The organism is Streptococcus sp. LPB0220, assembly GCF_008727815.1.
Classification (GTDB): domain Bacteria; phylum Bacillota; class Bacilli; order Lactobacillales; family Streptococcaceae; genus Streptococcus.
Window position 1 is genome coordinate 1,311,005 of sequence record NZ_CP044230.1, and the last position, 13,540, is coordinate 1,324,544.

Annotated in this window: 10 protein-coding genes and 3 pseudogenes; 3 read left to right on the forward strand and 10 right to left on the reverse strand. The window is 37.5% G+C overall.

The genetic code is table 11. From position 1 onward, the window contains the following. Window positions 1–50: 50 nt before the first annotated feature. The 6 genes and pseudogenes from LPB220_RS06890 to LPB220_RS06920 all read right to left on the reverse strand — a co-directional run bounded on the left by LPB220_RS06890 (window position 51) and on the right by LPB220_RS06920 (window position 6,119). Window positions 51–2,066 carry an FtsX-like permease family protein gene (locus LPB220_RS06890; RefSeq protein WP_070594965.1) on the reverse strand — a complete coding sequence of 672 codons (2,016 nt, stop codon included), beginning with the start codon at window positions 2,064–2,066 and terminating at the stop codon, window positions 51–53. A 12-nt stretch (window positions 2,067–2,078) separates the two neighbouring features. Beyond that, entirely contained in the window at window positions 2,079–2,813 is a 735-nt protein-coding gene (locus LPB220_RS06895) for an ABC transporter ATP-binding protein (protein ID WP_150906821.1), read from the reverse strand. Between the two features lie 269 nt (window positions 2,814–3,082). After that, window positions 3,083–3,160: pseudogene (locus LPB220_RS10940) on the reverse strand (salivaricin M family lantibiotic); the annotation flags it as partial. Window positions 3,161–3,727: 567 nt separating this feature from the next. Then, on the reverse strand, window positions 3,728–4,456 hold the full coding sequence (locus LPB220_RS06910) for an ABC transporter permease (protein ID WP_006149384.1): 729 nt from the start codon (window positions 4,454–4,456) through the stop codon (window positions 3,728–3,730). After that, a complete protein-coding gene (locus tag LPB220_RS06915; RefSeq protein WP_150906289.1) occupies window positions 4,453–5,202 on the reverse strand; it encodes an ABC transporter permease in 750 nt (249 codons plus the stop codon). Before LPB220_RS06915 ends, LPB220_RS06910 begins: the two co-directional genes overlap by 4 nt. Window positions 5,203–5,207: 5 nt before the next feature. Further along, complete coding sequence (locus tag LPB220_RS06920; RefSeq protein WP_150906290.1) at window positions 5,208–6,119, reverse strand: ABC transporter ATP-binding protein; 912 nt, start codon at window positions 6,117–6,119, stop codon at window positions 5,208–5,210. Between the two features lie 222 nt (window positions 6,120–6,341). Here LPB220_RS06920 and LPB220_RS06925 point away from each other — a divergent pair, with 222 nt between their 5' ends. Together LPB220_RS06925 and LPB220_RS06930 are read left to right on the forward strand one after the other, a co-directional pair. Then, window positions 6,342–7,040 (forward strand): response regulator transcription factor, encoded by a 699-nt coding sequence (locus tag LPB220_RS06925; RefSeq protein WP_150906291.1) that lies wholly within the window; start codon window positions 6,342–6,344, stop codon window positions 7,038–7,040. After that, window positions 7,037–8,407: a sensor histidine kinase gene (locus LPB220_RS06930; protein WP_150906292.1), complete on the forward strand. Its 1,371-nt coding sequence runs from the start codon at window positions 7,037–7,039 to the stop codon at window positions 8,405–8,407. The genes LPB220_RS06925 and LPB220_RS06930 overlap by 4 nt, the downstream gene beginning before the upstream one ends. A gap of 43 nt (window positions 8,408–8,450) precedes the next feature. On the opposite strand, the gene LPB220_RS10970 is transcribed toward LPB220_RS06930, so the two are convergent. Then, window positions 8,451–8,555: a hypothetical protein gene (locus LPB220_RS10970; RefSeq protein ID WP_225305902.1), complete on the reverse strand. Its 105-nt coding sequence runs from the start codon at window positions 8,553–8,555 to the stop codon at window positions 8,451–8,453. 119 nt (window positions 8,556–8,674) lie between these two features. Continuing rightward, a pseudogene (locus LPB220_RS06935) lies at window positions 8,675–9,770 on the reverse strand (IS3 family transposase). A gap of 334 nt (window positions 9,771–10,104) precedes the next feature. Between LPB220_RS06935 and gshAB the strand changes: the two are divergent. Beyond that, the gene (gene gshAB / locus LPB220_RS06940; RefSeq protein ID WP_150906293.1) at window positions 10,105–12,369 is read left to right on the forward strand and encodes a bifunctional glutamate--cysteine ligase GshA/glutathione synthetase GshB; all 2,265 of its coding nucleotides are present in this window, start codon (window positions 10,105–10,107) and stop codon (window positions 12,367–12,369) included. Between the two features lie 120 nt (window positions 12,370–12,489). On the opposite strand, the pseudogene LPB220_RS06945 reads toward gshAB, so the two are convergent. Both LPB220_RS06945 and LPB220_RS06955 read right to left on the reverse strand, forming a co-directional pair. Continuing rightward, a pseudogene (locus LPB220_RS06945) lies at window positions 12,490–12,873 on the reverse strand (ISL3 family transposase); the annotation flags it as partial. A 228-nt stretch (window positions 12,874–13,101) separates the two neighbouring features. Then, a complete protein-coding gene (locus LPB220_RS06955) occupies window positions 13,102–13,524 on the reverse strand; it encodes a hypothetical protein (protein WP_150906294.1) in 423 nt (140 codons plus the stop codon). Window positions 13,525–13,540: the final 16 nt, after the last annotated feature.

Below are 13,540 nucleotides of genomic sequence, written 5' to 3' on the forward strand. Positions count from 1 at the left end.
TATTATAACACAATACCAGAATTGCAGGATAGGCAACTCTGGTATTTGACTTAATTTTCAATAATTTGCCAACTTACTCTGTAAGTCACTAGCAAGTAAAGGACAAAGAGTAAAACCGCTACTCCCAGATAGGTGATATCAATAGAAATACTGGTATTAGCGAAATTCTCAAAATAGCCCAAAAGAGCGGTACTCAAGGCAAATGCTAGCGGACCTGCGATGACCAGCGGAACCAAGAAATAACTTAGAATCTGTTGCAAAAGAATAGAGCGATTTTGCTTCCTCTTATTCCCAAGAAGATATAAGATTTGATAATCATTGACACTATCCAAAGCACTTGTAGAAGTTTGAAGGGACAAGATACTGAGGGAAATAATGATAAAAATAACACTGACAAAAATCATGACAAAGACAATGACGCCCATAAATCCAAGATAAATCTCAAAAATTCTTCCTTTGGTTTGATAGGTGAACGGATTCAACTCTGCTCCATCACGAATGAAGTAGTATTTTTCTATCCACTGACTTAAGAATGTTTCTACTTTCCGTTTGTCGATATTTTCTTTGAAATTGGCAACATAGGTCGTGTGGTCTTCCGTCAATCCAACTACTACCTTATCTGGTACAATTAAGGTTCCTGTATCATTTGTACCCACTGACGATAAAAAGTAAACTGTTTCAAGTGGATTCGAAGAGGCAAGGTTGAGAGAATGACCGTTAATCATGAGGGTTTTGGTCGTTGATAGAAAGTCCTGGATCTGCTTGGCAGTTCCTTTATAGTTTGCATTGACCAGAAATTGGTTATCTGCCAAGTCAACCGCTTTTTCCCCTTGCAGTTTGCGGAGATGATTGTAGGCAGAAATTCCTAAAATCGGTACTTTTGATTCAGGAAGTTCCTTATCATGCGCCCAGAGATTGCTAGTATCAATCAAATCTTTATAGGTTAAATCACTAGAATAGATAGGATAGCTGTACTCCTCTTTGATAAGGTTAAAGTCAAATCCATCTGCTTTCAATCTGTCTTTGACAGATTCCTGAGAAAACTGGAACTCTTGACCACGATAAAGATTGACAGTTACATCATAAGGTGAGTATTTGTTCAGCTCTCGGTTCATAGTCGTATAGGCACTACCACTAAAAACTAGTAAGCTGAGAGCCAGTGTCAAGGTCAAGGATAAGACAGCCAACGTTACCGAATTACTATCAGCTTGTTTTGAAAATTGACGAATTTTAAAACTGTTTAGTTTGTTATAGTAGGTTTGAGGCAGTTTTCTAAGGGAAACCAAGATAAAATGGCTCAAGGTATTGTAAAATAAAATCACAAAAATCACGAAGACAGATACCAGCAAGATACCCCAGCTTTTCAAGAATGATAGATGGTGATAGTCTGAAAAATAGAGAGCACCAAAACCGATAACAGCTGTCGAAAGAATAAAGAGAAGTGCTTGAAGAACTGGCTTGCCTTTTGCCAAGACAGATTTCTTGACCCCATTTTCTTGAATGAGTGCAATGATATTTTGCTTTCTAAAGGTAAGAATGTCCATGACACCAACAATAAAACTGGTTACCAAATAGGAATAAACTAGTAAGATGACAGACTTGCTATCAAAAAAAAACAGACTACCAAAGTAATTGGCCATAAAAAACTCAGATGCAACCTTAGATAGAATGACCAGTAAAATCAAGCCAAGCAAGAAACCTAGAATCAAGGAAAAGATATTGACCAGCATGGTTTCAAAGAACAGGGTACGGATAATCTGCTTCTTCTTCATTCCCAGCGTTGCATAAAGTCCCAGCTCTTTCTTACGACGTCCCAGGACAAAGTTTGTGGAATAAACGACGAGAAAGGCAATCGCCGATAGAATCAGATAGGAAAGCAAGCCCATGTACTGACTCATCACCGTCGTCAACATTTCCTTTGCCCCTGATAAACTTTGCATCACTGGATGGCTTGGTAAAGCATTAAAAGCATAGAGCAAGCTATAAATCAAGGTTAGACTGAAAAAGTAGATGGTGTAAGTCTGTAAATTTCGAAATACATTTCGTAAAATTAATTTTGGATACATACTCTCTTCCTCCTATCTGGTACAGCTGTAAATCTCTTGCAAATACTGTTCATTAGATAAGCTGTTACGTTCCAAATCATCCATAATCTTTCCATCGCTAAGTAGCACCATCCGTGAAGAGTACTTGGCTGCGGCAGGGTCATGCGTAACCAGTAAAATGGTAATACCAAAACTTTTATTGATTTCCTGCAAAAGTGCCATCAGTTTTTCAGAATTGGCAGAGTCCAAGGCTCCTGTCGGCTCATCTGCGATAATCAGTTTAGAATCATCAATCAAGGCTCTAGCAGTTGCCACACGTTGTCGCTGGCCACCTGATAACTGATTAGGAAACTTATCTTTTAAGTTTTGAATGGCCAACTTATCCAAAATTTCCTCAATCTTATACTGATGTTTTTTGATATTTTTCCCCTGAATTTGAAGAGGTAGAATGATATTTTCATAGACCGTCAAGGTTTCCACCAAGTTGTAGGCTTGGAAAATATAGGAAATGTTTTTAGCACGATAGTCAGCTAGTTCATTTTCCTTGGCATGGATGATGTCAAAATCTTCAAATCGAATCTCACCTGATGTTGGTTTATCAATCGTTGAAATACAGTTGAGGAGTGTTGTTTTTCCACTACCACTGGCACCCATAATTGCCAGAAATTCACCTTTTTCAACGGACAAGTTCACATCTAATAAAGCATGAACGATATTATCCCCTTGACCAAATGTTTTCGTTAATCCTGTCACAATAAGCTGTTTCATCATTTCATTCCTCCGTTTCTTTATTACTCTCTCATTATACGGTTTCTTTCAAGGTTTTCCATGAGTATTTTGTGCAGTATATTCAAGTTATAAAAAACCGATACCTTTTTCAGGTATCGGTCGATGTTGATTATTTGCGATCGTTTCTTTTTTTCATAAAGTAAACAATCCCTATGACAATAACTCCTAAGACCAGTACAGGTGCATAGAATTCTAGTGTTCCAATAATTCCTTCCATTTTATCCTCCTATCAAAAAATAGAGGTAGTTTTATCCACAGCGCACGTTTGGCGAAGTACATTCATAAGAATATGTAAACCACCAACCACAGCGACCTTGTACTGTTAATCTAACAGTCGTACGTCACCCAGCAGTATATTTAATATTTAACTCTTGGCTATTAATTTCATAATCCAAAGAATCAATCTCAAAATGGTCTTGTTTCATTTGTATTTCTCCTCGTAAATATAACACCAAATCAAAGTGTTGTCAATGCTTTGTAATAAAACTCAAGAATTTTCCTTTTGTTTTATCTAACAACAAACATTATTTCTCGTATACTCATAGGAACAGGTGAAACACAATCCACAGCGACCTGCTAGTGTCATTTTAAAAGCTATGCACCACTAGCTCCTGATTTCCCGGAAAGTTCTTGGTTTTCAACCTCGAAACTTAGAGAATCAATCTCTGGACGACTTGTATTTTTAGACATAAGGTTGCCTCCTTCCTTCTTTTAGATGATCATCATTACAGTAACTAGTATAAACTCTAGTATTGGCTAAGTAATGAGTAAATCGTGCAAGTTTCTTATTTTCGAGAAAAATTTTTATAGTGCCCAATTAAAAAGTAGGTCAAGCATACCAGATAAAGCTTGGAGCTTTTATCACAAGAAAAAGACTCCGAAGAGTCTTCGCATTACTTATGCAATTCTTTATTACTCAATGTATGAAAAATCCCCCACAGAAGAATATTTACAATGATAAACAGCAATATTTCCACTAAATTAAAGTCTATCAAATTCCGTGACCGCATTGCCACCATAGCTTGGGAGTAGGGATAGATTAAAGATAATTTATCAGATACAAAAATCATCATGAATCCTACGAAAGTACCAATAGAACCAATTCCCACAGATTTACTAAAAACACGAGTTTTAGCTGTCACAAAAAACTGTACTGCCATCATACTAATTGTTCCAAAAATCCCCAATAAATCCCACTTAAGGTAGGTGAACAAATTAGAAATTTCTAAATGAATTAGGTGAGCACTGACATAAAAAATACCAAACAAGAACAACTGTAAAACAGCAATAAACAAGATAATTACTATTTCTTTTGCCAACAATAATTTCCCAAGACTGACATTATTAGCTCTGAGAAATTCAATATTTTTCCTATCAAACTCTTTTCCTAACATCATGGCTACATAAATGCTGACTAAAATCGGAAAGAAAAGCTGGCTATAATAGAAGGTCAATTGTCCCCATAAAACAGGCACTTTTTCACTTTCTGCAACCATAGAATAAGCTGCACCTAAGTAAATCCCAAGACCAATCAGGCTACAAAAAGCTAAGAAGAAAATACCAATCATCAACATGGAAAATTTTTGGGTTTTCCGCCATTCTACTGATAGATAAGACATCATAGCTTGCCTCCTTTCTTTTCAACTAGATAGAGAGATAAGAAGAGATAGATTAGGGCTATTGGCAAATATGTAAAGAGTTTAAATCCTAGATTTGTCGCAAAAACATAACTCACTTGACTGGCGACTTTCTGGTAATCCACCAGAGACAGATATGCTATACCACCAAATGGGAAAATCAGCTGTAGAAAAGCTGTTGCATGACCAAATCCAACTCCAAGAAATCCTCCGAAAATCCCTAATGCCATTATCAATGCCTGCTTTTTCAGTAAAAACTGCAAAGTCAAAAACAGACAGGTTAAGACAAAAGATGCTAGCAAGAAAATGACGATTTGCCAGAGGATTAGGCTAACAGGCATTTCTAGACCAGAAAAGTTTGCAATCAACTGGACTACTACTCCCTCCAAAATAGCGAGAAAGGTCAAAACGAACATAGTCAGGGCTAGCTTACTCAGAAAGATATGCCGTAGATTTTCACCATTTGCCAAAAGCAGTTTGAAAGTGTTGCCCTCCTTCTCGTTCTTGACAATCCGGGATACAAAGAGAGCGACCACGATAGGGAGAATCAAGCCATTTACTTCTTTTATCATATAGAAAATTAGGTTAATCTGGTGCATGGCTGGATTACTTAGGTAACGTGTAGCGGCTACAATTGCCCAAGCAAATCCGACTCCCATAACTAGTATGCTAATGAGGAAGGATTTGGTTCGTTTTGCCTTGAGCAATTCAATAGACAAATTATTCAACATAAGACTCACTCCTTGGTTAAGTTAAGGAAGATAGATTCCAAGGTTTCTTGTTCTTGCTTCACTTCATAAATTGGAACTTTCTCGACTATTAAATCTCGTAACAAACTAGAAATCTGCTGATCGGCAAGGTTAGTCAGCTTGAGTTTATCCTCTTGTATCTCTAACATCTTGCACGGATAACCAAATAACACTTGGCTAATGACTTCACGTCGATCTCTAAAATCCCCACGCACTTCCAGCCATTTATTGGACTGAATTTTACGAATTTCTCCCTCGTAAACCAGTTGACCATGATTGATAATCCCCACACGGTCAGCGATATGCTCAACTTCAGAAAGGATATGGGTAGAGATGAAGACAGTAATGCCCTGTTCTTTTGCCAACTTGATAATCAGTTCCCGAATTTCATGAATCCCTGCTGGGTCTAGCCCGTTTGTTGGCTCATCCAGTATCAACAAACGCGGTTTCTTGACTAAGGCAAAGGCTAAAGCCAAACGCTGTTTCATACCCAGAGAATAATCTTTAACCAATTTTTTCTTGTTTTTAGGTTGATCTAACCCTACAATTTTCAAGGTTTCCTGAATATTTTTCTTATCAAATCCAAGGATTTTTTGAAAGACCAAGAGATTTTCATAGCCTGTCAAATTAGGATAATAAGACGGTTCTTCAATCATAGAGCCAATCTGATTAAGATACTGCTTGTCCGTACCTATAGATTGACCGAACACTTCAATCTCCCCAGCTGTACGAGAAATCAAAGACAAAATCATCTTCATGGTTGTTGTTTTCCCAGCTCCATTTGGACCTAGAAAACCATAAATCTCACCTTGTTGAACTGATAAGGAACTAAGGTTAACTACCTGAGTGTCCTTAAATACCTTTTGTAAGTTTTTTATCTGTAAAACATTACTAATCATTATGAACTTCCTCCTCAACGAGATTCATTTGTTGTTTAGCCATTTGGAAATACCTCACTGATTAAAATTTATTTGAGAAGTATCTCTATCTAGGTTATGTCTTTATTATAGACATGCTAGATTAATTTTAAACTAAGCTAACCTTAATTTTACATTAAGATTAAAGTGTCTTACTTTTTTCACTCTTTTAAATGGTATAATATAGATAAGCGAGGTAAGATTATGAATTTCGAACAACAGCTCCTGAATAAGCACATCCTTATCATTGATGACGATAAAATTTTAAACTCTTCCATAAGAGATATTCTCACTGCCCACGGATTTTCCAATCTAACATCAGCCTATGATATAGAATCTAGTTTGGACATGATTGAAAAAGATCAGTTCGACCTTTTCCTTTTGGACATTATGCTCCCCGATGGTGATGGCTACACATTAGCAAAACATATCCGAAAAAAAGGCGATACACCTATCCTCTTTCTGACTGCCAAAAATAATCCTGAAGATGAGGTAGCTGGTTTCAATGCTGGTGGTGATGATTATGTCATGAAACCCTTCATTCCAAAAAATCTTATCTATCGCATTATGGCTCTGCTCCGGAGAAGCTATAAATTAGAACAGGAAGCAATACAGATTGGACAGACTTTGGTGAGTTTTCGGAATGCAACAGTACAAAAAAATGGAGCAGAAATTTCTATTACCCCAATTGAAATTCAGATTTTGAAAAAACTTTACGATAATAAAAATTACATCGTTTCAACCGAATCTCTCTGTGATACGATTTGGGGAGTGGATAGCTTTGGTTATGAAAACTCTTTGACTGTACATATTCGGAAAATTCGAGAAAAAATAGAAGAAAATCCTTCAAAGCCTCAATATTTAAAGACAGCTAAAGGGCTGGGATATAAATTGTTATCATGATTATGAACCAAACCAAAATTTTAAGGTATTCACTAAAAAGATTTATCTTTTTTTCCATCATTATCTTTATTACCAATATTATTCTAATTGCCAGTTTTGTTTTCTACATTAGGGAAAAGCAAACTGCTACTGAGACTGTGAAAATAATTTCTGAACACATTACCATCACAAAAGATAACGTCCACATACCTAAAAATGATGTTTCTAGTCTAAAAGAACAAAAGTTATGGCTCATGATATTGGATAAGCAGACTGGAAAACAAGTGTTCGAACAGTATAAACCTACAGAAGTTCCTTCGCAATTTGACTATGGGGACATTTTACAGTTTTCTCGCTATTATCTTTCAGATTATCCTGTTTTTAGTCAGATAAAAGGTGACTACATCATTGTTGTTGGTTTTCCAAAAGATAAAATTGCTCGTTATACTTATAATTACTTAGATATAGATAGTATTCGCCTGATTCCGCTAGTAGCATTTGGAGTATTGCTTTTCAACTGCCTCTATTTCGCTTTTCTTTACTACTATTGTGTGACGCATATCAATCGTAAAATTGCGCCTCTTGTAACTGCTATTCAGAATCTCCCGGATGGTCTGAAAAATCCAATAAATTCTATATCAGAACTAGAATATCTTACAACTGCAATTAATCAAACCGATACTCTACTCAAAGAGAATGAAGTCTTTAAAGAGCAATGGATTTCAGGTATTGCACACGATATCAAAACACCTCTTTCTGTCATCATTTCTAACGCGTCCTTGTTAAATGATTCTGAACTAGATACACAGTCTAAAAAACATATTCCCCCAATATTGACGGAATCCTATTACATCCAAAATATTTTAAATGATCTAAATATAGTAGCTCGCCTTTCATCCGGTCATCTTCAATTAAATCAGACTGAAACAAAAATTATCCCCTTCTTCAAAGACATTCTCATCCATATTTTAAATCAAGAAATCTGGAATGATTTTGAATTTGAATTTGATTACGATAATTCACTTGTTAATCAATCTATCATGATTGAGCAGTTTTTAATCACAAGAGTTATCCATAATATCATCTACAACTCTGTTTTACATAACGAAAAGGGTTGCACAATAAGAATCCACTTATTCAAAAAAGATACAAATGTAATTGTCGAAATCAAAGATAATGGACAGGGAGCTTCACCAGAAAAAATTGCTGAACTTAATGAATTATCTTTTAAAAGCATTGATATTTCTAAAATTAGAACGACTGGAATTGGGCTAAAAATTTCAAAACAAATTGTTGATTTGCATCAGGGCTCTATTTCATTTGCTAGTGTCCAAAATGAATTCTTTGAAAGTATCATTTCACTTCCGATTTTCAACATTACCAATTAGATAAAAAAATGGAGAAGAATCATTAGAGTTTTCTCCATTTTTTTCATCTTATCTTCCACTTATACCCTGCCCAGCCCGCCAAGACAAGCAAAGCAAGGTTAAAGATGATAAAGAAAGTCGTAAAACCAATTAATCCATTCTGTGCCAAATCTTCCGTGTTGGAATTCTGTCAATATTTTGGACACATTTTGGGAGGAAAATTTGAAGGGTAGCGCCCTTCGGTTGCTGGACCCTTTCTACGACCAATTCTCTGTACTCTACAGGGGACTAGTCATTCAATTTTTGTTGAATTCTAGTTTCATTATAAAATATGATGTAATTTTTGACAATATCTGTTATACTATCTCCAGTTATGTTTCTTCACTTATGGAGAGAGAAGGTTTCAGACTTGAAAACAGAGTGAAACCATTCGATACAGGCATTATCTGCTGGTGTTCCTTTTCGGGACATGGAGCGGGTGATGCCTTTTTCTGTACAAGGCTGATAGTAGGCTTTTGAGGTGTAGACAGATCCCTGATCGCTGTGTAAAAGTACCCCTTGAGGTAGCTCAAGTTGATGAAGTGTATCGAGTACAAAGTTAGTATCTTGGCAATCGGAGATGGTATAAGCTACAATTTCGCGATTATAGAGATCCATAATCGAAGATAGATAAAGTCTACAGTTTCCAAAGTAGAGGTAAGTGATGTCTATGACAAGCTTCTCCATAGGCTTGTCTGCCTGAAAATCACGATCCAGTTTATTGTCTGTTACATGGTAAGCCTTCCCTAATTTAGGTCCCTTCTTAGGACGGACACGGCAAAGGCAACCCTTTTCCTTCATAATACGATAGACCTTCTTTCGATTAACGACAAGATTATACACTTTCTTGAGCAAGCGAGTGATGGTTCGATAGCCATAAATAAAGTGATTTCTCATATAGAGTTGTTCAATTTTATCTGCTATTTCGCCTCTTTTCTGAGAATTCTTACACTCCTGTTTCCAGCGATAAAGGTGGAGCGTTTGACGCCGAAACATTCTAAAATAATAGATACAGCGCACGTTTTCTTATACTCTTCTACTAGCTTGATAAGACTTACTTTGTCGATTCTCTTATCAAGCTCTGATACTTTTTTAGTAATTCTACCTGCAAACGTAACTGTTCCACTTCAGATAACTGTTTCATCCCATTACCATAAGTATATTGTTTCCCCACGGGTTGGTGGAAACGGTACAATTCATCATTCTGATACCATCGCAACCAGTTCTTGGCCTGACTAGCATTTTTGATACTGAGGGTATCCATGATAACTTTATTTGATTTGCCTGCCTTCTTCATTTCGATACAGGCTAACTTAGTTTCTACCGAATATGCTTTTTTGACCATAACAAAACACTCCTGTTTCTAGTTTACCAGATTTCAACAGGAGTGTTTTCTTGTGTCTCATTTTATGGGTGCAGTGCCGACCCTAGGGATTCTTTCGTTCTCATATATACGTCATTAGTATAGGCTAATTTGATTTAAATTCCAAGAGAAATAACATTTTACATAAAAATCAGTGGGTATTTTACAATTTTTCCATATAATATAGCTAAAAAACAACTGGTTTTAAGAATTCTTATCTGAAACATTCGGAAATTTCCCTTAACCGTAGCGGAAAGTTGTTTTCTTCTCCTATTTATAATAGACTATCACTAACATTAGATGAAAAGGTGACTCTATGACTATAAATCAACTGCTTCAAAAGCTGGAGCCTACTAGCCCTATCCTTCAAGCTAACTTTGGAATTGAACGCGAAAGTCTTCGTGTCGATAGACAGGGAAAATTAGCACATACGCCTCACCCTTCCTGCCTAGGAGCTCGAAGTTTCCACCCTTATATTCAAACAGATTTTTGTGAGTTTCAGATGGAACTCATCACACCAGTTGCTAAATCTACCACTGAGGCTCGTCGATTTCTTGGAGCCATTACCGATGTAGCTGGACGTTCCATCAGTAAAGATGAACTTCTCTGGCCCTTGTCCATGCCTCCTCGTATCAACGCCCAAGAAATCCAAGTTGCCCAACTGGAAAATGAATTTGAACGCCATTATCGTAACTACCTGGCCGAAAAATACGGAACTAAACTACAAGCTATCTCAGGTATCCACTATAATATGGAACTAGGGAAAGATTTGGTTGAAGCCCTATTCCAAGAAAGTGACCAGATTGATATAATTGCTTTCAAAAACGCCCTCTATCTTAAGCTGGCTCAAAACTACTTGCGCTACCGTTGGGTGATTACCTATCTTTTTGGGGCTGCACCTATTGCTGAGCAAGGCTTCTTCGACCAAGAAGTGCCAGAACTCGTGCGTTCCTTCCGAAACAGCGACCATGGTTATGTCAATAAGGAAGAAATACAAGTATCTTTTGCAAGCCTAGAAGACTATGTCTCTGCCATCGAAAACTATATCGAACAAGGTGATTTGATTGCGGAAAAGGAATTTTACTCGGCTGTTCGTTTCCGTGGACAAAAGGTTAATCGCTCCTTCCTTGACAAGGGAATCACCTACCTAGAATTCCGTAACTTCGACCTCAACCCCTTTGAGCGTATCGGTATTAGCCAAACTACCATGGATACCGTACACCTACTCCTTCTAGCCTTCCTCTGGCTGGATGCCCCTGAAAATGTTGATCAGGCTCTGGCTCAAGGTCACGCGCTGAATGAAAAAATTGCCCTCTCTCATCCTTTAGAACCTCTACCTTCTGAAGCTGAAACTCAGAACATTACGACAGCTCTAGACCAACTGGTGCAACATTTTGGGCTTGGTGACTATCATCAAGGGCTGGTCAAACAAGTTAAAGATGCCTTTGCAGATTCCAGTCAGACACTAGCTGCTCAACTTCTTCCTCATATCAAAGACAAGTCCCTTTCTGACTTTGCCCTTGACAAGGCGCTTGCCTATCATGATTACGACTGGACTGCCCACTATGCCCTTAAGGGTTATGAGGAGATGGAACTTTCTACCCAGATGCTGCTCTTTGATGCCATTCAAAAAGGGCTTCATTTTGAAATCCTAGATGAGCAGGATCAATTCCTTAAACTCTGGCATAAAGATCATGTTGAGTACGTCAAAAATGGTAACATGACCTCAAAAGACAACTATGTAGTTCCTCTTGCCATGGCTAATAAAACCGTGACCAAAAAAATCCTGGCTGATGCTGGCTTCCCTGTCCCTGCCGGCGACGAATTTACCAGTCTAGAACAAGGTCTAGCCTACTATCCTCTTATCAAGGGCAAGCAAATTGTGGTTAAACCAAAATCAACCAACTTCGGGCTGGGCATTTCCATTTTCCAAAAGCCTGCCAGCCTTGATAACTATAAGAAAGCTCTCGAGATTGCCTTTGAAGAAGATACAGCTGTTCTTGTTGAAGAATTTATCCCAGGAACCGAATACCGTTTCTTCATTCTGGACGGGCGTTGTGAGTCTGTCCTCCTTCGTGTCGCTGCTAATGTTGTCGGTGATGGCAAACACACCATTCGTGAATTAGTCGCTCAGAAAAATGCCAATCCATTGCGAGGCCGTGACCACCGCTCACCTCTGGAAATCATTAAGCTAGGAGACATCGAACAATTGATGTTGACTCAGCAAGGTTATGCACCTGATGATATTCTCCCAGAAGGGAAAAAGGTCAATCTCCGCCGTAACTCCAACATTTCTACGGGTGGTGACTCTATTGATGTCACTGAGACAATAGATTCCTCTTACCAAGAATTGGCAGCAGCTATGGCAACTAGCATGGGGGCCTGGGCTTGCGGGGTTGACCTCATCATTCCAGATAAAACTCAGCCTGCTAGCAAGGAAAAACCTCATTTCACTTGTATCGAGCTCAACTTCAATCCCGCTATGTATATTCACACCTATTGTGCTGAAGGTTCTGGACAAGCTATCACTCCAAAAATTCTAGACAAGCTTTTTCCAGAAGTTGCCACAAGTCAAACCTAAAACCTCATTCTTAGGAACAAACAAATCACCTTTATCTCGATGATATGATACCTCTTAAGTAGACAAGGTAAATACCTAAAATCTACGGCTTTTTGTCAACTTTAGTGGGTTGAAGAAAAGCTAAGCTCGAGAAAGGACAAATTTCGTCCTTTCTTTTTTGATATTCAGAGCGATGAAAATTCGCTTCTTGAAGTTTTCAAAGTTCCGAAAACCAAAGGCATTGCGTTTGATAAGTTTGATGAGATTATTAGTCGCTTCCAATTTTGCGTTGGAATAGGATAACTGAAGGTCATTGATGATTTTCCCTTTGTCCTTTAGAAATGTTTTAAAGACAGTCTGAAAAAGAGAATGAACCTTCTTTATATTGTCTTCAATGAGTCCAAAAAATTTCTCTGGTTCCTTATTCTGAAGGTGAAAAAGCAAGAGCTGATAGAGATTATAGTGGTATTTCAAGTCTTCTGAATAGCTCAAAAGCTTGTCTAGGATTTCTTTATTGCCTAAATTGTCAAATTAAGTTAGACTTTTCAAGTAACTCAGAAAAACTTGGTAGGGTGATTGAAATAGTTCTAATGGTAATTCATAGACTATCCTCTGTTCAGCTATTCCTCCTTCATCAGTAACAAAAAAATATTTCTCATGATGTCGCCAAATATGTTGTCCATAACCTTTTATTTCCTCAAACTTACTAACTTCTTCTCATTGTAGTCTTGTTGGTTTCATTTTATACCTTCCTTATTTAAGCGGTGATACATAATCATCTGGAAGTTTCCCTCTCCAGTCAATCCACATTTGCTCAGCAATCGGAATTAATCTTTTAAGCTCTTCCTGAGTAAATAATTCTCTAGTTTCAGGTATATCAATTAATGATGTGGGACTCTCTTCTATGAATCGTTTCTCACTAGCTTTCTTTTCTTCTTCCGTCGGTGGCCAACAGTCATTTTGAACTTTCCAGGAAACTTCTTGGAACGTTCTCTCTCCACTCTCTAATAGAGCAAATAATTCTTGTGGGAGTTCATAGACCACTAACCAAGAAGCCACGGTGCCTTCTTCTAAAACTAAATAATATTTGTCCTCATTTTTCCAAATGGATTTTCCATATCCTTCAATTTCCTCAAATTGGGTAACATCTTCCCATTCAAGTTTTGTTGGTTTCATTTATACATTCCTTACT

Bases quoted from the DNA above. Each gene is read 5' to 3' on its own strand.
- LPB220_RS06890 (WP_070594965.1), bottom strand. From the start codon at position 2,066: ATGTATCCAAAATTAATTTTACGAAATGTATTTCGAAATTTACAGACT.
- LPB220_RS06895 (WP_150906821.1), bottom strand. From the start codon at position 2,813: ATGAAACAGCTTATTGTGACAGGATTAACGAAAACATTTGGTCAAGGG.
- LPB220_RS06910 (WP_006149384.1), bottom strand. From the start codon at position 4,456: ATGATGTCTTATCTATCAGTAGAATGGCGGAAAACCCAAAAATTTTCC.
- LPB220_RS06915 (WP_150906289.1), bottom strand. From the start codon at position 5,202: ATGTTGAATAATTTGTCTATTGAATTGCTCAAGGCAAAACGAACCAAA.
- LPB220_RS06920 (WP_150906290.1), bottom strand. From the start codon at position 6,119: ATGATTAGTAATGTTTTACAGATAAAAAACTTACAAAAGGTATTTAAG.
- LPB220_RS06925 (WP_150906291.1), top strand. From the start codon at position 6,342: ATGAATTTCGAACAACAGCTCCTGAATAAGCACATCCTTATCATTGAT.
- LPB220_RS06930 (WP_150906292.1), top strand. From the start codon at position 7,037: ATGATTATGAACCAAACCAAAATTTTAAGGTATTCACTAAAAAGATTT.
- gshAB (WP_150906293.1), top strand. From the start codon at position 10,105: ATGACTATAAATCAACTGCTTCAAAAGCTGGAGCCTACTAGCCCTATC.
- LPB220_RS06955 (WP_150906294.1), bottom strand. From the start codon at position 13,524: ATGAAACCAACAAAACTTGAATGGGAAGATGTTACCCAATTTGAGGAA.